Below are 20,792 nucleotides of genomic sequence, written 5' to 3'. Positions count from 1 at the left end.
CCTTGTAACGCTATATAACAAAAAAGAATATAACTTTTGTTTTAACAACTAACGGTACGGGTTAGGGTGTTCCACCTTTTGACCTCATCGATGGAGAGTGACCTTGCCTCTGCGTAGCACTTTCACGCGTTTCTTTCAGTTGGAAGCTGCCAGCGGTCTGTTATTGATCGCCGCTGCAGCCCTGGCTCTGATCATCAACAACTCTGCGCTGTCGTGGCTCTACAACGGCCTGCTGGATACCCCCGTGGTCGCCCAGATCGGCGCGCTGCAAATCGCCAAGCCCTTGCTGCTATGGATCAACGACGGGCTGATGGCCTTGTTCTTCCTGCTGATCGGCCTGGAAGTGAAGCGTGAAGTGCTTGACGGCCAGTTGTCGAAACCTTCGCAGATCGTCCTGCCCGGCGCGGCCGCCATTGGCGGCATGGTGGTGCCGGCGCTGATCTACTGGTTTCTCAACCGGGATAATCCGCCAGCCCTCAGCGGCTGGGCCATTCCGATGGCCACCGACATCGCCTTCGCCCTCGGCGTGCTCGCCCTGCTGGGCAAGCGGGTGCCGGTGTCGCTGAAACTGTTCCTGATGACCCTGGCGATCATTGACGACCTTGGCGCCATCATCGTCATCGCGATCTTCTATTCGGGTGCGCTGTCGACGCTGTCGCTGGCGCTGGCGGCCGCCTGCATCGTGGCGCTGATCGCGATGAACCGGCTCGGCGTGGTCAAGCTTGGGCCGTACATGATCATCGGTCTGATCCTGTGGGTCTGCGTACTCAAGAGTGGCGTCCACGCCACGCTGGCCGGCGTGACGTTGGCCTTCTGCATTCCGCTTCGCACCAAAAATGCCGAACCTTCGCCGCTGCTGACCCTGGAACACGCCCTGCATCCCTGGGTGGCCTACGGCATCCTGCCGTTATTCGCCTTCGCCAACGCCGGCCTGTCCCTGAGCGGCGTGACCGTCGAAAGCTTCACCCACGACGTGCCGATGGGCATCGCCGTCGGCCTGCTGCTGGGCAAGATGCTCGGTGTGTTCGGCCTGACCTGGCTGGCGGTGAAAATCGGCATCGCCACCCTACCCCAAGGCGCCAACTGGGGTCAGGTACTGGGCGTGGCAATCCTCTGCGGCATCGGTTTCACCATGAGTTTGTTTGTCGGCTCCCTGGCGTTTGTGCCGGGCGCCAGCGAATACGCCGGGATGGATCGGATGGGGATTTTGACCGGTTCGATACTGGCGGCGGTGATCGGGTATGCGGTGACGGCAGTGGCGAGTCGCAAGCACGCGCTTCAAACGGCTTAGCGCATACAAAAAATGTCCAAAACAAAAAACCCCGACCAGTTCACCTGATCGGGGTTTTCTTTTGCCTCATCCGGCTTAGTGCGAAACGCGGCTCGTGCCATCCACCGTGGCAATCCGCACACGTTCGCCAACACGGAACACTTCGTTTTCCTGAACCTGTTGCACGTAGGCGCGCATGCTGCCGTCGTCTTCACGGACGGTGATTTCCACGCCCTGGGTGCGGGTCAGGCCTTCTTCGGTCGCGGAACCGAGCAGACCGCCAGCAACGGCACCGATGACGGCTGCGACGATGCTGCCGCGACCGCCGCCGATGGCGCTACCGCCGACTCCGCCCACGACTGCGCCCGCGGCACCGCCGATCGGGGTCTTGGTGCCTTCGATTTTTACCGGACGCAATGCTTCAATGGTGCCCATGCGAATCGTCTGTACACGACGCGCTTCGTCACGGGAGTAGGAGTCACCGGTCAGGTTCGATTGGCAGCCAGTGAGCAACATCGCCATGGTGGAAAAGGAAGCAACCAACAGAACAGACTTACGCATAGCATCAACTCCAAAAAGACAGGTATTCATTAAACTCCGCAGCTTGACGCCTGTCACGGCATCGCCCGGATAAAATTGGTTTCATTCAGTTCCGGTACAGACGCCCTCGCGGACTCACCACACAAAAGCGGCAAATTCCGGGATCTGCCCCGCTGACTCAAGGATTGTCATGGATTATTTCATCATTGTCGTCACCACTGTCGCCGGCCTGTACTTCCATGGGTGGCTGTACGTGCGGATCAAGCGCTGGATGGACCGCGACCTGGCGTTGGCCCTGGCGGGCAGCGATGAGCATAAAAAAGCCTTCATGCTGCAGCAATTGGCAAATGCTCAGGCGCAGAAGATCAAGCGTCGGGACCTGCCCCAGTGGCTGGAAGCCGCTGCGGCAGGCTATCCCGGTCGGTAGACTGCTTAGGGTGCCAGACGTTCAAGAATCCAGTTGGCGCCGAGACGGTAGTTGAGGCGATCGTGCAGACGGCTCGGACGGCCCTGCCAGAATTCGATGCGCTCAGGCAGCAGACGATAACCGCCCCAATGCTCGGGGCAGTGCGGCTGAGTGTCGCTGAAGCGTTGCTCGGTGTTCTTGAGCAAGGCTTGCAGTTCGTCACGACCGGCAATCACGCGACTTTGCGGTGAAGCCCAGGCACCGAGTCGGCTGCCCAGTGGCCGGACTTGATAGTAGGCATCGGACTCCTCGGGCGTGACCTTCACCACCCGCCCTTCGATGCGCACCTGGCGCTCCAGGGCCGGCCAGAAAAAGGTCATGGCGGCAAACGGATTCGCCGCCAGGTGCTGGCCCTTGGCGCTGTCGTAGTTGGTGAAGAAGGTGAAGCCCTGCTCGTCCAGTCCCTTGAGCAGCAGAATGCGGCAATGCGGTCGACCGTCCTGATCGACGGTGGCCAGGGTCATGGCGTTGGCTTCCACCGGCGCCTGTTCGGTTTTCACCGCATCGGCAAACCACTGATGGAACAGCGCGAACGGCTCGGCCGGGGCTTGCGCCTCGGTCAGGCCGTCACGGGTATAGTCGCGACGCATATCAGCCAGGCCCTGGGTCATGGCGCATTCCTTTTGGTTAACGAATCACTTTTTTGCAGCATCGGCAGCGGCGACTTTCTTGTCGGCGGCTGCGGCTTTGGCCGGCGTGGTCTTTTTCACCGGAGTTTTGGCCGGTGCTTTCTTGGCTGGCGCCTTGGCAGCTTTCTTGGCAGGCGCCTTTTTCGCTGCCGGGACATCGGCTTTCTTCGCGGCTGGCGCAGGCGTGACCGGCGCAGCTACTGGCTTGACGTCCTGGGCGGCGACCAGGCGCATTGGCGCCGGCGCTGGCATGTTGTACTTGCTCAACAGCGCCACCATGGTGTTCTGCGGGGTCACCAGCAGTTCCACGCGACGGTTCAGGGCACGACCTTCATTGCTGTCGTTGGCAGCACGCGGGGCTTCGCCGCCCATGCCGCGCAGCATCAGGCGATCACGCTGCAAGCCGCTGAGACGGAAAATCGCGGCCACGGATTGGGCACGCTCCTGGCTCAGTTTCACGTTGGCCGGTGCCGCGCCCGACGTATCGCTGTGACCGAGCACCAGCACGGCAGTCTTTGGATCGACTTCGAGTATTTTTGCAACGCGAGTGAAGGGGCCGAGGGTCACAGGCAGCAGCATGGCCGGACGGTCAGGGTTGAACGAACCTTCTACCGGCGCGATGACCACCAGCACGTTTTCACGACGCTCGAGTTGCAGGTTGCTGTCCTTGATCGCCGTGCGCAGGCGTGGTTCATAGTCGTCGAGCCAGGCCTGGGTGACTTTCGGGTCAGGCATCGGCACGACTTTGGCGGTGCTTTGGTCCTTGCCACCGAACGGCCACCACCACTTGCCCCCTGCATCGGCTTGCGCCTTGGCCACTTCGACAGGTTTGGCTTCAGGTTTTACCTCCGGTTTTTTGTCCAGCACCTCTTCGGAGCCAAACGGCCAGTACCAAGGGTTGGAACTTTCAGCCTTGGCCACCGGCGCGGTTGCGGCAGGTTTCAGAGCGGCCGGGGCCGGGGCTGGAGCCGGAGCTGGATCTTTGGCGGCGACTTTGTCGGATGAGCCGAACGGCCACCAGCTGCTGCCATCCGAGTCATTTTGTGGGGTTTGTGCGCAACCGGTGATGGCGAAGCACAGGGCCAAGGCGAAGGTTTTATTGGATGACATTGGATTTCCACAAAATGAAGTAATGAAAAAATCAGTCCGGATCAACCCGGACAAACAGACGCTTTGAAAACATAAAGGCCTTTGGGTTCCGGCCCTGGAACCCTTGAGCAGGTTTTACAGACAAGTGGCCAGTACCCGCACCAGCTTTTGCGCCCTGGGATCCATCAAGACGTACGGCCCCAGGGTGTTTGTCACAAAACCGAAGGCCACGTCGTATTCCGGATCGGCAAAACCGATGGAACCGCCCGCACCCGGATGGCCGAAGGCGCGAGGGCCAAGGCCGTAGGTCGCGTTGGCGACGTCCGGTTGATCAAGCATGCAACCCAGGCCGAAACGGGTCCGGGTCAGTAAAGTCTTGTCTTCGCCGAGGCTGTGTTCGCGGGTCAGCTCGTCGAGCATGTCGCTTTCCAGCAGGCTGCCATCCAGCAGGCCGGCGTAGAACCCGGCCAGGCTGCGGGCATTGCCGTGGCCATTGGCGGCCGGCTGCTGCATCCGGCGCCATTCCGGTTTGTTGGTACTGGTCATGATCGAAGGCGGGTTGGTGAACGCTCGCGTGCTCATCGCCGTCGGTTCGCGCATCGTCACTTGCAGCAGACGCTGGGCCGCGGCATCGCCGACGTTGCCCTTGCCACGGGCGATGTGCGCCACGCGGTGAAATTCTTCGTCCGCCAGGCCGACATGGAAATCCAGCCCCAGCGGCTTGGCAACGCGTGCCACGATGGACTCGCCCGGTCCTCGACCGTCGGCACGCCGCAATAGCTCGCCGACCAGCCAGCCATACGTGATTGCGGCGTAACCGTGACCTTCCCCTGGCGTCCACCAGGGCGTTTCGGCGGCCAGGGCATCGACCATGGTTTGCCAGTCATAAAGCGCTTCGGGCGCCAAGGGTTCGCGCAGCGCCGGCAGACCGGCCTGGTGGCAGAGTAACTGGCGCAGGGTCACGGACGCTTTGCCGGCGGCGGCGAACTCGGGCCAGTAGCGGGCAACCGGAGCATCCAGTTGCAGCTTGCCTTCGGCCACCAGTTGCAGGGCGGTCACGGCGGTAAAGGTCTTGGTGCAGGAGAACAGGTTGGCGAGGGTGTCGCTGTGCCAGGCTTCGGTGCCATCCTTGTCGGCGCTGCCCGCCCAAAGATCGACCACGGTTTCACCGCCGACCTGGATGCACAACGCGCCGCCACGTTCCTGGGGATCGTCGAACAACGCCGCGAACGCCTCACGCACCGCTTCGAACTTTAGATCGTAATAACCCTGAATCAGCACCCGCAACTCCCTTGGACAAACGCACTACAACGTGGCCCGCATTGTTCCAGCCATTGAGACTTTTGGGAACAGGGGCGGGCTGGGCGGTCAAATCAAGAACCAGATTAAAATCAAAGGATCGCAGCCTTCGGCAGCGCCTACATTGGACCGATGTCACCCTGCAGGAGCTGCCGAAGGCTGCGATCTTGATGATTTCAAATATTAATGGCCATCGGCCGAATGCCCACCCGCCTGGCCAGCGCCCTGCCCCGGACCCTTGCCGGCGTCGCCCTGCCTGCCGCCTGCGGCATCCTGGCTGGCTTTCTCCGCCTCGGCTTTGCCCTTCTCGACCTCTTTACCCCATTGATCGACCATCGCCAGGTTGCTCTTGCGCACACTGTCGACGAACCCCTGGAACGGCAGGTCGGTAATGCCCACCAGACCAAAGTGACCGTTCTCGCCATCCTGCAGACGCCCGGTCACCGGTTGATCGAGGTACTGGAACCAATGCACCCCGACAATCGACGGTTCGCTCATCGCCTGTTTGAGGAAGTTCGCGTAGGCCGGCCCGCGGTCTTCTTCTTTGGCCAATTGCGTCACGCCTCCCCAGAACGGGCCCCGATCCGCGGAGCCGAAGTTGAACTCGGTGATCAGCACCGGTTTGTCCAGGCTGCGCAGCGCGGCGAAGTCATAGCCGTCCTGCGGTTGCAGGGTATACATGTTGAAACTCAGCACGTCGCAATACTGGGCGCAGGACGCCACGGCTTCCGGCGTGCTGATGGCGAAGCGACCGCCCAGCAACAGCTGATTCGGCGCATGCCACTTCAACGAGTCGGAAATGGTCTTGAAGTAGGTGTCGGCGAAGACCTTCTGGAAGTACTTGAAGTCGGCTTCGATTTCCGGGTGTTCAGCGCTCGGCAGTGGCGGCACGAAGCCCGGGTCTTCCATCAACTCCCAGGCCGGCAGATCAATGCCCCAGGCTTTGGACAGGCCTGCCTGGTTGCGGTACTTGTCGCGCAGTTGCTTGAGGAACGCGCGTTTGGCCGGCACGTCGGTGGTCATTTTCAAGGTGCCATAGGCCAGTGCGTAACGGGCTTTCGGGTCGTCGCCGGGACCGGCCCAGGCCAGTTCGTTATCGGCGAAGTAGCCGATCAGCCACGGATCGTCGCGATGGTCGCGGGCAGCGATGGCCACGGCACGTTCGGTGGCCATGGCGAACCGCGGGTCGAACGGGTCGGGCATGCCACCCCACCAGTCGTTGCCGGTGCTGATACTGGCGTAATCGCCGACGATCGACAGCGGCAAGGTGTATGGCATGCGGTCGGCGTTGGCCAGTATCGGAGCACTCCAGTTACCGACGGTGTTGAAACCCCAGGCTTGCAGACGATCAAGCGCATGGCTGGCCCATTGCTTTTCATCGACCAGCGCTTTGCAGGGTTGGGCGACGGCTGATTTCTCAATAGTGGCTTCAACAGTGGCTTCGACGGCGTCGGACTTGGCGGCTTCGGCAACTCCGGCCTTGGGCTCGGTAGCCACGGCTGCGGCAAGTTGCTCGGCGCCCTTCTCGACAGTCGCCGGGTCCGCGTCGGCCTTGGCCGCTTCGGCAACCCCGGCCTTGGTGTCGCTGCCCAGGGCACAAGGTTCGCCATACAGGCGCTGCAGGTTGGCCCCATAGAAGTCGTACCAGCGACCGGTGTTATAGCCACGGCCCTGATCGGCACCATTGCCGCCGCGGTTATCGCCTTCACCATAGTGGCTGGCCAGCAGTTCGTCGGGTTTGGGCAAGGATTCGAACATCCATTCGCGTCCGGCGATGTAGGTCCGATTGACGTCCGGGGTCACGGTGTTGACCCCTAGCGAGTAGAACGGATGCCCTTCGGGCGTCACCAGGTACCAGCGACCGTCACGTTTCTCGGTGCGGAAAAAGCCACTGGCCTTGAAGACCGGGCCTTTGTCCCAGCCTCCGAACGTGTCCAACGACGATTTCCGACGCTCGGCCAGCCAGGTTTTCAGCTGTTGCTGTTCTTTGGCCGCAGCGCTTTTGAGTTGTTCGTCGTTGCCGATCTTCTCTGGCCATTTGGCGCGGGTGGACTGCCCGTAAGCGTCCACCAGGCCGCCATAAGCCGCTTTGGTCACCGCTTCGCCTTCCTGCACACCGAACCGCTCAAGCAGGATGCTCTGGGCGACTTTCGGCTGATCCATCGACAAGGTCACCGACACCACCTGGCTGCGCTCCAGTTCACCCGCGCTGCTGGCCAGCAATACGCGCTGACCGTCAAAGGTCATCGGCATCGGCGGCCCGGCTTTCATGCCCAGGCTCAAGGGCGTAAACGGCTGCAGCGGCACGAGCAAGGTTTGCGCAGGGCCGGCCGGCAGATCGACTCGACTGACCAGGGTCTTGCCGTCGTTGCTCTGGATTTTGACGTACAGGGTCACGGCCCAATTCATCGCGCTTTGAATCCGCAGGCTCATGAAGCCCGACTGCGACCAGTCCCAGGCACCGGTTTGCGGGCTCAGGCGCAAGGTGGGCTGCGCCACCGGGTTGAACGTCACCCGCCGCAACACTTCGCCTTCGGCCGTTTGTTCGGCGTTGGCTTGCGGCAGGCTGGCGTCCTGAGTCGCCACCTGGACCACGTCGGCGGGGCGCACAAAGTTGAACAGCGTCTGTTGGCCGGCAGGCGCCGCCAACACAGGGGCTGCAAACATCAGGGCGAAAACGGCAGGTAACGAACGGCGCAGCGAACGGCGAATCATGAGAACGAAATTCTCCCTAACGACCTTCAATGGGCCAGTGGAAAAGCGATAGTAGAGAGATAGACAACGCGGTGGGCAAAATTGCCCACCGGTGTTTCAGGAAATTTCACGACGGAATGGCGGCAACGCATTGAGGATCGCCTTGCCGTAGCGCTGGGTCACCAGGCGCCGATCGAGCAAGGTGATGGTGCCGCGGTCTTCTTCGGTACGCAGCAAGCGACCACAGGCCTGGACCAGCTTCAGCGAGGCATCCGGCACCGAGATTTCCATGAACGGATTGCCGCCCCGGGCCTCGATCCATTCGGCCAGGGCCGCTTCGACCGGGTCATCGGGCACCGAGAACGGAATCTTCGCGATCACCACGTGCTCGCAATAGGCACCGGGCAAGTCGACCCCTTCGGCGAAACTCGCCAGGCCGAACAGCACGCTGGAGTCGCCGCCATCGACCCGTGCCTTGTGCTTGTTCAGGGTTTCCTGTTTCGACAGGTTGCCTTGAATGAACACTTGCTTGCGCCAGTCGCGATCCAGGCCGTCGAACACGTCCTGCATCTGTTTGCGCGAGGAGAACAGCACCAGGGTGCCGCGCGAGCCTTCCACCAGCGCCGGCAAGTCACGGATGATCGCCGCGGTGTGGGCCGGCGCATCACGCGGGTCGGCTTTCAGGTCCGGCACCCGCAGCACGCCAGCGTCGGCGTGATGGAACGGGCTCGGCACCACTGCGGTCACGGCTTTTTTCGGCAGGCCGGCGCGCATGCGAAAACGGTCGAATGTACCGAGCGCGGTCAGGGTCGCCGAGGTCACCAGCGCGCCGTAAGCCACGTTCCACAGATTGCGGCGGAGCATTTCCGCCGCGAGGATCGGGCTGGCATTGACCTCGATGTCGAACAGCGAACCGCTTTCAGCCAGGGTCAGCCAGCGGGCCATGGGCGGGTTTTCTTCCGGGTCCTCGGCGGTGAAGGCGGTCCACAGCTCCCAATTGCCCGAAGAACGGGACAACAGGCTGCCAAACAGCGGATACCACTCTTCCGCCTGGTTGCTGGCGATGCCGATGTTGACCTCGCCGTCCATGCCTTCCTTGAGCAGTTCGGTCAGCCGGGTGAACAGGTCGGTCAGACGGGCAAAAGCCTTCTTCAGCTCGACGCCCATTTCGCGCATGTGCTCGGGAATGACCCCGCCGACGAAACGGTGGCGCGGGCGCTCGCGGCCTTCGACGTCTTCACCGGGCTTGAAATCGGCGACCTGCTCGCAGGCGGTGAACATGAACTGCTGCTGGGTCTTGATCTCTCGCGCCAGCTCCGGCACCTGTTCGAGCAACTTGCCCAGATCCCCCGGCAGCGGGTGCTGGGCCAGGAGTTTGGTCAGGTTCTTGGCGGTGGCTTCCAGCCAGTCGGCGGTGGAACGCAGGCGCGTGTAGTGGGCGAAGTGGCCGATGGCCTTGTCCGGCAGGTGATGGCCTTCGTCGAAAACGTAGATGGTGTCGCGTGGATCGGGCAGTACCGCGCCGCCACCCAGGGCCAGGTCAGCCAGGACCATGTCGTGGTTGGTGACGATGACGTCGACCTTGCCCATGCCTTCGCGGGCCTTGTAGAAGGCGCACTGGCCGAAATTGGGGCAATGGCGGTTGGTGCACTGGCTGTGATCGGTGGTCAGGCGCGCCCAGTCGGCGTCTTCCAGGGCGGTGGACCAACTGTCGCGGTCGCCGTCCCACTTATTGCCCGCAAGCTTCTCGATCATGCTGGTGAACAGCTTCTGGCTGGCCTCGTCGACCTCGATCTTGAAGCCTTCTTCTTCGAACAATTGCGCCGTGGCCGTTTGCGCATGGCCTTCCTGGAGCAACATGTCGAGTTTGGACAGGCACATGTAGCGCCCGCGCCCCTTGGCCAGGGCGAAGCTGAAATTCAGCCCGCTGTTGCGCATCAGGTCGGGCAGGTCCTTGTAGACGATCTGCTCTTGCAGGGCCACGGTGGCCGTGGCGATCACCAGGCGTTTGCCGGCAGCCTTGGCCGTGGGGATGGCCGCGAGGCTGTAGGCCACGGTTTTACCGGTACCGGTGCCGGCTTCCACCGCGACAATCGCGGGGTCGCCACTGCGCCGGCCTTCGTCGTCGGTGTCGATGGCACCGAGGACCTTGGCAATTTCGGCGATCATCAGGCGTTGTCCGTAGCGCGGCTTGAGGCTCTTGGCTTCGAGAAAACGCGAATAGGCGCCCTGGATCGTGGTTTTGAGTTCGGTGCTGATCATGGATTGTCGGGCGCAAAAAACGCTGGATAAATTTTCAGTGGTTCGGTTCGGTCGCTATCATACCCCGCTAATTAATCCCGCGCAGAACGGAGTACCTCAATGACACCTTTTGGCATCGTTTATACCCTGCATGTCCTGTCCGCCCTGGTCTGGGTCGGCGGCATGTTTTTCGCCTGGATGGTCTTGCGCCCCGCCGCAATGAAGGCGCTGGAGGGGCCTGCCCGGTTGAAACTGTGGGTCGAAGTGTTTCAAGGATTTTTCCGCTGGGTCTGGGTGGCGGTGGTGCTTTTGCCGATCAGCGGCGTGGGCATGATTCATCTGCAGTACGCCGGGTTTGAAGCCGCGCCACGTTATGTGCAGGTGATGATGGGCTTGTATGTGGTGATGACTGCGCTGTTTATCCGGATCCAGGCGTTGATGTTGCCTGAGTTGCGCGTTGCAGTGACGGCGCAGGATTGGCCGACGGGGGCAGCGGTGCTGGGGAGGATTCGCCGGTTGGTGGGGATCAATCTGATCGTCGGGCTGGTGCTGGTGGCGATTGCTGCGGCGCGGCCGATGTTTTGAGCAATACACGGCCAGTGGCGAGGGAGCTTGCTCCCGTCGGCCGGTCCGCGTTCGGGCGCAGCAGTCGTAAACCGGTTACCGCGTATCTTCTGAAAAAACACGGTCGCCGGTGTTGGGGCCGCTTCGCGCCCCAGCGGGAGCAAGCTCCCTCGCCACAGGGGTTCTGGGTCGTTGTTACAAGCGCTGGACAGTCACCGAACCTTCCGCACCCGCAGGCCCTGGCTGGCCATCAGCTCCAGGACGCCCGCTCTTGCCGCCATCGGCCTTGTACACGAAGCAGCCCTTGGCCTTGCCACCCGCACCCGGCTTGCCGCCAAGTCCGGCCATGCCACCGGCACCGCCGGCGACCTGGACCTTGATCTGTTGCGCCGGGTAATCGCGCGGCAATTCCAGCCGGACCAGCGCACCCGATGCCCCCGGCTGGCCGTCGCTGCCATTGGTGCCATCGGCTCCGCGACCGGCCTGGCCCCAGGTGCAACCCGGTGCCTGCCCGTTGGCCCCATCCAGACCGACAAACCCCGGTGCGCCGGCGCCACCGCGAGCGTCTACCGACAATTGCGGCGCATCAAGCGTCTTGATCTGCAACGTCAGGTTGCGCCCGGAACGGGCAGCCTTGAGGAAGGTGCCCGGCGCACCGCGAGCGGTGATCTGGCTGCCTTCGGCCAATTGGGCACGACTGACTTTCAGCGCCAGTGCCTGTTCGCTGGGGACGATCGCGATCCGCGCTTCGCGCCCCAGGTGCAGTTGGTCGACGCTCACTTCGGTCACGTTCGAGGGGATGAGCAAAGTGCCATAATCGGCCACTTCCAGGCGTTCCAGGTGCAAGGTGCTGGCGGTGTTGGGCAAGCGCATCAGCGAGTTGGGTTCGACGCTTACCACCTGAGCGCAGGCCAATGGGCTGACAAGTGCGGCGAGCAGACAGAGTTTACGCATGGGAAGCCTTCGATACGGTAGGAGCCGGAATGGTTTGCAGGTGGTAAACACCGAAAAAGAGGACCTTCAGGCGATCACGCCAAGGGTGGGCGCGCCCTCTGAGGGTGCGAAAGCAGAACACCGCCTCCAACAGATGAAGGCCTGCCAGCAGGCTGCCGGCCATATTGACCAACAGGTGCAGCGGATAGACAAACGGCATGAGCAGGTTAACCAGCACTACCAACCAGAACAGCAGGGTCAACAGCTTCCCCAGCCACCAGAACACCTTCATACGCTCACCCGTTGAGAATTATTCTTTGCACGCACAGTAACGGCTTCCACACGGGATAAGCCAGAGGGCAATGGCAAATTCTTCAGGAAGGTGCCGAATGGCCGCCGGATCGACCATGATGACTGTCCGACGGCTCTATTACGGGCTTAAGCGATTGATGTGCTGTCGGTATGACCGATCACCTTGATGCTCACCACATCGGCGTTTTGCGGTTTGCTCATCAGCGAATCCAGTTCGCCTTGCGCAGAAGGCGTCAGGCTGGACTTTTAAGAACACTCATGGTGAAAGCTCCTGTGTTACCGGCCGATGCCGGTTACACAGGAGTAAAGACCCCCATCCGCGACTGCACCCTAGCGGTTGATTTTGATCTCGGTGCGACGGTTCAGTGCACGGCCGTCAGCGGTTTTGTTATCGGCCACCGGCTGGCTTTCACCGGCACCGGCAACAGATACGAACTCGCTGCGGGGTACACCTTGGGAGATCAGGTATTCGACCACCGAATGCGCCCGACGGTCCGACAGTTTCTGGTTGTAGGCATCACTGCCTACACTGTCCGTGTGACCGGTGACGGTCAACTGGGCAGTGCTGGACTCCTGTTTCAGGCGAGTGGCGATTGTGTTGAGTACCTCTTTATCAGAAGGGGTCAGCGTGGCTTTGTCGAACTGGAAATGAACATCGCGAATGACGATGACTTCTTCCTTGACCACAACGACCTCTTCGACCACTGGCGCAGGCACCGGTGGAGGGCAACCGTCGGCGTCGACCCGTACGCCTCTAGGCGTACCCGGGCACTTGTCGCGGCTGTCCGGCACACCATCGCCGTCTTCGTCGCCATCACCGTGAACCCAGCAATAGGCCGCAGCCGTGCCGCCGATCAGCAGCGCGCCATAGCCTGCCCATGCCGAACTCTCGGTCGCGCCAAGACCCGCACCAACGACACCACCGACCGCCGCACAGGTCGGCCAGTCGGTCTTCTGCAAACCTGCGCAACCAGTCAACACACTGGTTAGCAGAACCAAGGGTAATGCTGTGCGAACTATGCTCATCGAGTTTTCTCCTGAGGGATCGGCTTGAAACCGATTCTAGGGAGTAAAGACCCCAGCATTAATCTCCGCCAGCCATAGGCCAGTGCTGTTGGGTCCCGTGTTCGCGGCTGATCGACACTTTTGACTGTATCCAGCTCTATATCTGGACCTGTGGGCAGGCTAGTCTTGGCGCTCTGATTGAGGATATTCGATGATTGCAGGTATTTCTCCGCGCACGCCCCAGCAGGCGCTGGCCGCATTGCTCGATCGTTACGCCCCGGCGCGTCTGTTGCTGATTGGCGCCAGCGAATTCCCCGCGCTTGAAGCTTTCAAGCTCGCCCATCCGGACACCTGCGTGGCCCATGCGGCACCTGGACCGTTGCCGGACGAACTGGCGGCACGCCGGTTTGACCTGGCGCTGGTGGTCGATTGCCTGGAACATTTGCCCAAACGCGATGGCCTGAATCTGTTGGGTGGGATACGCAACCTCAATGCCAGCCGCATCGCGGTGCTGGCGGACTTGCCGGCCAGTGGCTGGCAAGAGACCGACTTCTTCTCCCTGGCCCTGCAAGCCAGCGAACGCTTCCAGCGCGACGAACAGGTGCTGACCCTGTTTACCTATGATCTGCTTGACTACAAACAAGTACCCGACTGGCTCAATTCGCGGTTCTGGGCCAATCCGGAAAATTTCGGGAAATATTGGTGGTAACGCAATGAGTACATCTATTTGTCCTTGCGGCAGCGGTACCCTGCTTGACGCCTGCTGCGGTCATTACCATGCCGGGCATCCGGCGCCTTGTGCCGAAGCCTTGATGCGTTCGCGCTACAGCGCCTATGTGCTGGGCCTGATCGATTATCTGGTGGCGACCACCCTGCCCGCGCAACAAACGGGCCTGGACCGGCAGTCCATCAGCGACTGGAGTGCCCAAAGCACCTGGCTGGGCCTGGACGTGGAAAGCTCCGAGGTCCTCGGCGGCCAGCCGGAACACGCGTTCGTCACCTTCACGGCGCGCTGGCACGACGGCGGTGGCGAACACAGCCACCGCGAACGCTCGTCGTTCGTGCAGAACACCGGCCGCTGGTACTTCATCGATCCCACCGTGCCACTCAAGGCCGGACGCAACGATGCCTGTCCGTGCGCCAGCGGGCAGAAGTTCAAGAAGTGTTGTGCGGGGTATTTCGCCACTTGAGGTAACGCCAAAAGATCGTCCGAACGCGGCCCGAGCCTTCGGCAGTCCCTACAGGTTTACGCCAATCCAATGTAGGAGCTGCCGCAGGCTGCGATCTTTTGGGGCTAGACTGGGGTTCAAGGGAGAACACGACCATGATCACCCGACGGCTCGCATTGAATCTGCTCGCCCTGCTCCTGTTTCCGGGGCTTGGCGGTTGCGCGTCCTGGTTCGGCGACGATCTGCCGGAACCACAGGTACACCTGGTCAAGGTCGAAGTCGTCCAGGCCAAACTGATGCAGCAACGATTCCTCCTGTACTTTCGCGTCGACAACCCCAATGACAGTGACCTGACGGTGCGCGGCCTCGAATACCGGATTCACCTGGGCGACCTGCTGCTGACCGAAGGCGAGCACGAACACTGGTTTACGGTCGGTCCCAAGCGCAGCGCGTACTTCAAGGTGCCGATCCGCACCAACCTGTGGCCCAAGGTCCGGGACGTGGTGAAACTGCTGAAGAAACCCGATCAGCCCATCCCCTATCGACTGGAGGGTGAAATGGAAACCGGTTTATTCATCGCGCACTACGTGCACCTGGCGCGCAATGGCGTGATAATCCCCGCCGATTTAATTCCGGAGCAACTTCGATGACCCAGCAACCCCATGTCCATGGCCCTGACTGCAACCACGATCATGACCATCACGAGCACCATGATCACGACCATGGCCATGTCCACGGCCCGAACTGCGGCCACGCCCACCAGGAACCGGTGCGCAACGCCCTGAAAGACGTCGGCCGCAACGACCCTTGCCCGTGCGGCAACGGCAAGAAATTCAAGAAATGCCACGGGGCTTGAGGTTTCGGGCGGGGATTATCTTCGCCTGTTGAATCGCTATCGCGAGCAAGCTCGCTCCCACAGGGGCCTGCGACCGAGCGAAATAACCTTGCCCCCCGCTTGCACACCCTCCTCCTGCTCACTAACGTAGCGCCTTTAATGACGCTACCCCCGCAGGAGCTTTGCCATGGCCTCGCCAGCCCTCATACATTTTCTTCCCCGGTTCGGCGTTGCCGCAGCAGTGGCCGGTGTCTTGAGCCTGACCGGTTGTCAGACCAGGAACACCCAGGACACCCTCCCACCGACCGCCGGAGTGCAACCGCTCAAAGGACTGGCGCAGAACGTTTCGGTGCGGCGCAATGCCATGGGCGTGCCGTTGATCGAAAGCAACAGTTTCCATGACGCGCTGTTTTCCCTTGGCTATGTGCACGCTACAGACCGCGTCACCCAAATGGTGACCCTGCGCCTGCTGGCCCAGGGCCGCCTGTCGGAGATGTCCGGTCCGGACCTGCTGGACGCCGACCGCTACATGCGCGCGGTCAACCTGAAGAAAAGCGCCGACGAGCTGTACAAAGCGTCTTCGCCGCGCCTCAAGCGCTTTTTCGAAGTCTACGCGCGTGGCGTCAACGCCTACCTGTTCCGCTACCGCGACAAGCTGCCGGCGGATCTCGCCGCCACCGGCTACAAACCTGAATACTGGAAACCGGAAGACTCGGCGCTGATTTTCTGCCTGTTGAATTTCAGCCAATCGGCCAACCTGCCGGAAGAAATTGCCTCGCTGATGCTGGCGCAAACCGTCACCACCGACAAACTGCCGTGGCTGACACCTTCCGCTCCCGATGAAAAACTGCCGGTGGCCGAAGCCGAAAAACTTCAAGGTATCAAGCTCAACGGGCAGGTTCCGGGCCTGGCTGAAATCAGCAAAGCCACCGCCCAACTGTCCGATCTGAACCTGTTGGGGGCCACTTCATCGAACAATTGGGCGATCGCCCCGCAACGCAGCCGCAGCGGTAAAAGCCTGCTGGCCAGCGACAGCCATGGATCGCCGGGCGTGCCGTCCCTGTTCAGTTACGTGCAGATTCGCGCGCCGAAGTACCAGGCGTCCGGCGTCACCATCGCCGGTTTGCCCATGGTGCTGAGCGGTTACAACGGCAAGGTGGCCTGGAGCATGACCTCGGTCATGGGCGATAACCAGGACCTGTTCCTGGAAAAAATCAAACGCCAGGGCAACGGTCTTTCCTACGAGGTCGGCGGCAAATGGCAGCCGGTGATCGTGCGTAACGAAAGCTATTTCGTCAAAGGCCAGCGGCCGATTCGCGAAGCGGTGTACGAGACCCGCCATGGCCCGCTGCTCAACAGTGCCCAAGGCACCACGCTGGCCAACGGCTTCGGCCTGGCCTTGCAGACGCCGAATTTCACCGACGACAAGACCCTGGATGCGTTTTTCGACCTGTCCCGGGCGCAGAACGTCGAAAAAGCCTCGGATGCCAGCCGCGAAATCCGCGCCATTACCCTGAACCTGGTCTTTGCCGACGCCCGCAACATTGGCTGGCAAGTCACCGGTCGCTACCCGAACCGTCGCGAAGGCGAAGGCCTGCTGCCATCCCCGGGCTGGGAAGGCCGCTACGATTGGGACGGTTACGCCGATCCGATGTTGCATCCTTATGACCAGGACCCGGCCCAAGGCTGGCTCGGCACCGCCAACCAGCGGGTCATTCCCCATGGCTACGGCATGCAACTGTCCAATTCCTGGTCGGCACCGGAACGTGGCGAACGCATGGCCGAACTGGCCGGCGCGGGCAAACACGACACCCGCAGCGTGATCGCCATGCAATACGATCAGACGACGACCTTCGCCGCCAAGCTGAAAAAAACCTTCCAGGCACCCGGCATGGCCCAACCGCTCAAGCAAGCCATTGAAGCGCTGCCGGACGCCGATCGTGGCAAGGCGCGCGAGGCGTACACCCGCTTGATGGCGTTCGACGGCAAACTCAGCCCGACCTCCGCCGACGCAGCGATCTACGAACTGTTCCTCCAGCAAAGCACCCGGCAGATCTTCCTCGACGAACTGGGCCCGGAACACAGTCCGGCGTGGAAAGCCTTTATCACCAACGGCAAGTTGTCCTATGCCGCCCAGGCCGATCACCTGCTGGGGCGCGAGGACAGCCCGTTCTGGGATGACGTTCGCACGCCGCACAAAGAAGACAAACCGGCGATTCTCGCTCGCAGTCTCGCGGCGGCTATCAGCGCAGGCGACAGTCAGTTGGGTGGCGATCACACCGCCTGGCAGTGGGGCAAACTGCACCGCTACGAATGGAAGAATGCCAGCGGCCAGACCGTGCGCGGTCCGCTGCCGGCGGGTGGCGATCACACCACCCTCAACACGGCGGCGTTCACCTGGGGCCAGGATTTCAACACCACCCTGGCACCGACCATGCGCTTGATCGTCGACTTCGGCCTGGCTGAACCGCTGATGGGGCAGAACAGCACAGGCCAGTCCGGCAACCCGGCGAGTCCCAATTACCTGGACAGCATCGATCCGTGGCTCAAGGGCCAGTACATGAGCTTGCCGATGCAGCCGCAGAACTTTGACAAGGTGTATGGGAGCAAGCGGTTGACCCTGACACCAGGCAAATAACCCCTTCCCATGTGGGAGCGAGCTTGCTCGCGATAGCGGTCTGTCAGTCACCATCATTGGTGTTTGTCAGGGCCTCATCGCGAGCAAGCTCGCTCCCACATGGAATGTCACTTGCCCCATGAATCCCGATAGAACTTCTCGCCTCGCGCCAACCTCCATAGCTAACAAATCCCCCATTTTTGGTAACAAACATGGACCTTGTTATCGCCCGCCCCGAAGGCTTGTACTGCCCCGCCGGGGATTTCTACATCGACCCCTGGCGCCCGGTCGAACGGGCGGTCATCACCCACGCCCACGGCGATCATGCCAAAGGCGGCAACCAACACTATCTGGCGGCGGCTCCCGGCGAAGGCATCCTGCGCGCGCGCCTGGGGACGGAGATCAACCTGCAAACCCAGCCTTACGGCGTACCCCTGACTCACCAAGGCGTGACCCTGAGCTTTCATCCCGCCGGGCATGTGCTCGGTTCGGCCCAGGTACGCCTGGAATACGGTGGCGAAGTCTGGGTCGCTTCGGGGGATTACAAGATTGAACCCGACGGCACCTGCGCACCGTTCGAACCCGTGCGCTGCGACACCTTCATCACCGAATCGACCTTCGGCCTGCCGATTTATCGCTGGCAGCCTCAGGCGCAGGTCTTTGCCGAGATCAATCAGTGGTGGCAAGCCAACGCCGCCGCCGACAAGGCCAGCGTGCTGTTCTGCTACGCCTTCGGCAAGGCCCAGCGCATTCTCCACGGCATCGACGCCAGCCTCGGCCCCATTCTGGTGCATGGTGCAGTGGAACCGTTGAACCGGGTGTATCGCGAGAGCGGTGTTTATCTACCGCCGACGATCTACGCCGGCGAGTTGAAAAAGAGCGACCCCATGATACGCAAGGCGTTGGTGCTGGCCCCGCCTTCGGCTGGCGGCAGCACCTGGATGCGACGCTTCGGGGACTACAGCGACGGCTTTGCCAGCGGCTGGATGCGCCTGCGCGGCACACGTCGGCGGCGCGGCGTGGACCGTGGCTTCGTGTTGTCCGACCACGCCGACTGGCCGGGTCTGCTGTGGGCCATCGAGCAAACCGGTGCTGAACGGGTCATGGTCACCCACGGCTCGGTCGGGGTCTTGGTGCGCCACCTGCGCGAGCAAGGGCTCGATGCGCAGAGCTTCAACACCGAGTACGGCGATGACGAGGAAGAGAGCCCGATCATCGAGCCGGACATCGCCGAGGTACTGACATGAAGGCCTTCGCCCAGTTGTACGCCGAGCTCGACGCCACGACATCGAGCAATGCCAAACTGGCGGCGATGCAACATTACTTCGCTGAGGCCGCGGCGGAAGATGCCGCCTGGGCGGTTTACTTTTTGTCCGGTGGACGCCCCAGGCAATTGGTGCCGGTGCGCATCCTGCGCGAACTGGCGGTGAAATTTTCCGGCCTGTCGCCGTGGCTGTTCGAGGAGAGTTATCAGGCCGTCGGCGACCTGGCGGAAACCATCTCGCTGGTGCTGCCCGAAGCGCCCCACAGCTCCATCGACGGCTTGGCGGTGTGGATCGAAGACAAGCTGCTGCCACTGCGTGGCGCGCCCCCGGACGTTCTCGCCGAACGGCTTCCCGGGCTTTGGTCGCAACTGGACCGCCCCAGCCTGATGCTCTGCATCAAATTGATCACCGGCAGTTTCCGGGTCGGCGTCTCCAAATTGCTGGTGACCCGCGCCCTGGCATCCATGGCGCACCTGGACAGCAAGCGCGTGGCGCAACGGCTGGTGGGGTATACCGACCTGTCCCACCGTCCGAGCGCCGCCAGCTATTTGAAGCTGATCGCCGCCGAATCGTCCGACGAGCATGCCCAACGGGGAGGCCAGCCCTATCCGTTTTTTCTGGCCCATGCGCTGTCACAGCCGGTCGAAGAGTTCGAAGCCCTGCTCGGCCCCGCCAGCCACTGGCAAGTGGAATGGAAATGGGATGGCATCCGCGCCCAGGTGGTCAAGCGCGACGGTTGCCTATGGATCTGGTCGCGCGGTGAAGAGCTGGTTACCGAGCGCTTTCCCGAACTCGATAGCCTGGTTCATTGCCTGCCTGACGGCACCGTGATCGACGGTGAAATCGTTGCCTGGAAAACCGCACGACCGGACACCGAGGATGCCTTCGATCCGCAAACGCCAGCCGCACCCGCGGTGCAACCTTTCGCCCTGCTGCAACAGCGGATCGGTCGTAAAACCCTCGGCAAGAAAATCCTCGACGAGGTGCCGGTGGTCGTTCTTGCCTACGACTTGCTGGAATGGCGAGGCGAAGATTGGCGCAATCAGCCTCAGGTCAAACGCCGCACTCAACTGGAACAGGTGATCAGTTCCTGCGCCAACCCCGTCCTGCTGCCTTCGCCCGTGCTCACGGGAGAAGACTGGTTCGATCTCGCCCGGCAACGGGAAGCCTCCCGCAGCCTGGGTGTCGAGGGCATGATGCTCAAGGCCAGGGATGCGCTGTATGGTGTCGGTCGGACCAAGGACATGGGCGTCTGGTGGAAATGGAAAGTCGACCCGTTCAGCGTCGATGCCGTGCTGATATACGCCCAGCGAGGCCATGGCCGCCGGGCCAGTCTCTACAGTGACTACACCTTCGCCGTCTGGGATGCTCCAGCCGATGCCAGCGAGCGCACGCTGGTGCCGTTCGCCAAGGCTTATTCGGGATTGACGGACGAAGAAATGCGCCAGGTCGACAGCATCGTGCGCAAGACCACTGTGGAGAAGTTCGGGCCGGTGAGCAGCGTGAAACCGAGCCTGGTGTTTGAGCTGGGGTTTGAGGGGATCGCCTTGTCCAAGCGTCATAAAAGTGGGATTGCGGTGCGGTTTCCGCGGATGTTGCGGTGGCGGCAGGACAAAACCGTCGAAGAAGCGGACAACCTGGGGACACTCCAGGATCTGCTCAGCTGACCCAGTCCCTGTCGGGCTGACACGTCCCCTGTAGGAGCTGGCTTGCCAGCGAAGAAAGTTAACGATGACACGTTTATGCTGGATTAACGCGGTACCTCCAAGTGCTTCGCTGGCAAGCCAGCTCCTACGAAAAGCAGAGGCCATGAACACTGTTGGTGCAGCCTTTTTCCAACGCCCGTTTTCGTGCATAAATCCCT

The 20,792-nt window shown here is 61.7% G+C and carries 19 protein-coding genes and 1 pseudogene; 10 read left to right on the top strand and 10 right to left on the bottom strand.

Annotation, left to right across the window (positions count from 1 at the left end):
- Window positions 1-103 precede the first annotated feature (103 nt).
- A complete protein-coding gene (gene nhaA, locus ACA062_RS05690) occupies window positions 104-1,291 on the top strand; it encodes a Na+/H+ antiporter NhaA (protein WP_497455557.1) in 1,188 nt (395 codons plus the stop codon).
- Between the two features lie 75 nt (window positions 1,292-1,366).
- Here nhaA and ACA062_RS05685 read toward each other — a convergent pair whose 3' ends face one another.
- Complete coding sequence (locus ACA062_RS05685; RefSeq protein ID WP_064676178.1) at window positions 1,367-1,831, bottom strand: outer membrane lipoprotein; 465 nt, start codon at window positions 1,829-1,831, stop codon at window positions 1,367-1,369.
- 169 nt (window positions 1,832-2,000) lie between these two features.
- Between ACA062_RS05685 and ACA062_RS05680 the strand changes: the two genes are divergently transcribed.
- On the top strand, window positions 2,001-2,237 hold the full coding sequence (locus ACA062_RS05680) for a hypothetical protein (RefSeq protein WP_497455556.1): 237 nt from the start codon (window positions 2,001-2,003) through the stop codon (window positions 2,235-2,237).
- A 5-nt stretch (window positions 2,238-2,242) separates the two neighbouring features.
- On the opposite strand, the gene pdxH is transcribed toward ACA062_RS05680, so the two are convergent.
- From pdxH to dinG, 5 genes are all read right to left on the bottom strand, one after another.
- Window positions 2,243-2,887 carry a pyridoxamine 5'-phosphate oxidase gene (pdxH, locus tag ACA062_RS05675; RefSeq protein ID WP_497455555.1) on the bottom strand — a complete coding sequence of 215 codons (645 nt, stop codon included), beginning with the start codon at window positions 2,885-2,887 and terminating at the stop codon, window positions 2,243-2,245.
- A gap of 24 nt (window positions 2,888-2,911) precedes the next feature.
- Window positions 2,912-4,015 carry an OmpA family protein gene (locus ACA062_RS05670; RefSeq protein WP_497455554.1) on the bottom strand — a complete coding sequence of 368 codons (1,104 nt, stop codon included), beginning with the start codon at window positions 4,013-4,015 and terminating at the stop codon, window positions 2,912-2,914.
- 114 nt (window positions 4,016-4,129) lie between these two features.
- Window positions 4,130-5,275: a serine hydrolase domain-containing protein gene (locus tag ACA062_RS05665; protein ID WP_497455553.1), complete on the bottom strand. Its 1,146-nt coding sequence runs from the start codon at window positions 5,273-5,275 to the stop codon at window positions 4,130-4,132.
- Window positions 5,276-5,476: 201 nt separating this feature from the next.
- Window positions 5,477-8,008, bottom strand: coding sequence for a beta-galactosidase (locus ACA062_RS05660; protein WP_497455552.1), 2,532 nt, complete (start codon window positions 8,006-8,008; stop codon window positions 5,477-5,479).
- A 96-nt stretch (window positions 8,009-8,104) separates the two neighbouring features.
- Entirely contained in the window at window positions 8,105-10,249 is a 2,145-nt protein-coding gene (gene dinG, locus ACA062_RS05655) for an ATP-dependent DNA helicase DinG (protein WP_497455551.1), read from the bottom strand.
- Between the two features lie 99 nt (window positions 10,250-10,348).
- Here dinG and ACA062_RS05650 point away from each other — a divergent pair, with 99 nt between their 5' ends.
- A complete protein-coding gene (locus tag ACA062_RS05650) occupies window positions 10,349-10,813 on the top strand; it encodes a CopD family protein (RefSeq protein WP_497455550.1) in 465 nt (154 codons plus the stop codon).
- A 174-nt stretch (window positions 10,814-10,987) separates the two neighbouring features.
- Here the strand turns inward: ACA062_RS05650 and ACA062_RS05645 are convergent, their stop codons facing one another.
- The 4 genes and pseudogenes from ACA062_RS05645 to ACA062_RS05630 form a co-directional block, all read right to left on the bottom strand.
- Window positions 10,988-11,746, bottom strand: a complete 759-nt coding sequence (locus tag ACA062_RS05645) for a collagen-like protein (RefSeq protein WP_497455549.1) — start codon at window positions 11,744-11,746, stop codon at window positions 10,988-10,990.
- Window positions 11,739-12,017 (bottom strand): DUF1145 domain-containing protein, encoded by a 279-nt coding sequence (locus ACA062_RS05640; protein ID WP_497455548.1) that lies wholly within the window; start codon window positions 12,015-12,017, stop codon window positions 11,739-11,741. Before ACA062_RS05640 ends, ACA062_RS05645 begins: the two co-directional genes overlap by 8 nt.
- A gap of 161 nt (window positions 12,018-12,178) precedes the next feature.
- A pseudogene (locus ACA062_RS05635) lies at window positions 12,179-12,283 on the bottom strand (OmpA family protein); the annotation flags it as partial.
- 84 nt (window positions 12,284-12,367) lie between these two features.
- Window positions 12,368-13,063, bottom strand: coding sequence for a PA1041 family peptidoglycan-binding anchor lipoprotein (locus ACA062_RS05630; protein ID WP_128872839.1), 696 nt, complete (start codon window positions 13,061-13,063; stop codon window positions 12,368-12,370).
- A gap of 190 nt (window positions 13,064-13,253) precedes the next feature.
- Here ACA062_RS05630 and ACA062_RS05625 point away from each other — a divergent pair, with 190 nt between their 5' ends.
- The 7 genes from ACA062_RS05625 to ACA062_RS05595 all read left to right on the top strand — a co-directional run bounded on the left by ACA062_RS05625 (window position 13,254) and on the right by ACA062_RS05595 (window position 20,595).
- A complete protein-coding gene (locus ACA062_RS05625) occupies window positions 13,254-13,751 on the top strand; it encodes a DUF6231 family protein (RefSeq protein ID WP_307340751.1) in 498 nt (165 codons plus the stop codon).
- A gap of 4 nt (window positions 13,752-13,755) precedes the next feature.
- The gene (locus ACA062_RS05620; RefSeq protein ID WP_497455547.1) at window positions 13,756-14,232 is read left to right on the top strand and encodes a YchJ family protein; all 477 of its coding nucleotides are present in this window, start codon (window positions 13,756-13,758) and stop codon (window positions 14,230-14,232) included.
- Between the two features lie 134 nt (window positions 14,233-14,366).
- On the top strand, window positions 14,367-14,861 hold the full coding sequence (locus ACA062_RS05615) for an LEA/WHy family protein (protein ID WP_497455546.1): 495 nt from the start codon (window positions 14,367-14,369) through the stop codon (window positions 14,859-14,861).
- Entirely contained in the window at window positions 14,858-15,067 is a 210-nt protein-coding gene (locus ACA062_RS05610; protein ID WP_064676164.1) for an SEC-C metal-binding domain-containing protein, read from the top strand. The genes ACA062_RS05615 and ACA062_RS05610 overlap by 4 nt, the downstream gene beginning before the upstream one ends.
- Window positions 15,068-15,233: 166 nt before the next feature.
- Window positions 15,234-17,684 (top strand): penicillin acylase family protein, encoded by a 2,451-nt coding sequence (locus ACA062_RS05605; protein ID WP_497455545.1) that lies wholly within the window; start codon window positions 15,234-15,236, stop codon window positions 17,682-17,684.
- Window positions 17,685-17,875: 191 nt separating this feature from the next.
- Window positions 17,876-18,910: a ligase-associated DNA damage response exonuclease gene (locus tag ACA062_RS05600; RefSeq protein WP_497455544.1), complete on the top strand. Its 1,035-nt coding sequence runs from the start codon at window positions 17,876-17,878 to the stop codon at window positions 18,908-18,910.
- Window positions 18,907-20,595, top strand: coding sequence for an ATP-dependent DNA ligase (locus ACA062_RS05595; protein ID WP_497455543.1), 1,689 nt, complete (start codon window positions 18,907-18,909; stop codon window positions 20,593-20,595). Before ACA062_RS05600 ends, ACA062_RS05595 begins: the two co-directional genes overlap by 4 nt.
- Window positions 20,596-20,792: the final 197 nt, after the last annotated feature.

The organism is Pseudomonas sp. LBUM1679 (assembly GCF_059695565.1).
This window is presented reverse-complemented; position numbering and strand designations above follow the sequence as displayed.

Coding starts and splice junctions, on each gene's coding strand:
- ACA062_RS05685 (WP_064676178.1), bottom strand. CDS start 1,831: ATGCGTAAGTCTGTTCTGTTGGTTGCTTCCTTTTCCACCATGGCGATG.
- ACA062_RS05680 (WP_497455556.1), top strand. CDS start 2,001: ATGGATTATTTCATCATTGTCGTCACCACTGTCGCCGGCCTGTACTTC.
- pdxH (WP_497455555.1), bottom strand. CDS start 2,887: ATGACCCAGGGCCTGGCTGATATGCGTCGCGACTATACCCGTGACGGC.
- ACA062_RS05670 (WP_497455554.1), bottom strand. CDS start 4,015: ATGTCATCCAATAAAACCTTCGCCTTGGCCCTGTGCTTCGCCATCACC.
- ACA062_RS05660 (WP_497455552.1), bottom strand. CDS start 8,008: ATGATTCGCCGTTCGCTGCGCCGTTCGTTACCTGCCGTTTTCGCCCTG.
- dinG (WP_497455551.1), bottom strand. CDS start 10,249: ATGATCAGCACCGAACTCAAAACCACGATCCAGGGCGCCTATTCGCGT.
- ACA062_RS05650 (WP_497455550.1), top strand. CDS start 10,349: ATGACACCTTTTGGCATCGTTTATACCCTGCATGTCCTGTCCGCCCTG.
- ACA062_RS05645 (WP_497455549.1), bottom strand. CDS start 11,746: ATGCGTAAACTCTGTCTGCTCGCCGCACTTGTCAGCCCATTGGCCTGC.
- ACA062_RS05640 (WP_497455548.1), bottom strand. CDS start 12,017: ATGAAGGTGTTCTGGTGGCTGGGGAAGCTGTTGACCCTGCTGTTCTGG.
- ACA062_RS05630 (WP_128872839.1), bottom strand. CDS start 13,063: ATGAGCATAGTTCGCACAGCATTACCCTTGGTTCTGCTAACCAGTGTG.
- ACA062_RS05625 (WP_307340751.1), top strand. CDS start 13,254: ATGATTGCAGGTATTTCTCCGCGCACGCCCCAGCAGGCGCTGGCCGCA.
- ACA062_RS05620 (WP_497455547.1), top strand. CDS start 13,756: ATGAGTACATCTATTTGTCCTTGCGGCAGCGGTACCCTGCTTGACGCC.
- ACA062_RS05615 (WP_497455546.1), top strand. CDS start 14,367: ATGATCACCCGACGGCTCGCATTGAATCTGCTCGCCCTGCTCCTGTTT.
- ACA062_RS05610 (WP_064676164.1), top strand. CDS start 14,858: ATGACCCAGCAACCCCATGTCCATGGCCCTGACTGCAACCACGATCAT.
- ACA062_RS05605 (WP_497455545.1), top strand. CDS start 15,234: ATGGCCTCGCCAGCCCTCATACATTTTCTTCCCCGGTTCGGCGTTGCC.
- ACA062_RS05600 (WP_497455544.1), top strand. CDS start 17,876: ATGGACCTTGTTATCGCCCGCCCCGAAGGCTTGTACTGCCCCGCCGGG.
- ACA062_RS05595 (WP_497455543.1), top strand. CDS start 18,907: ATGAAGGCCTTCGCCCAGTTGTACGCCGAGCTCGACGCCACGACATCG.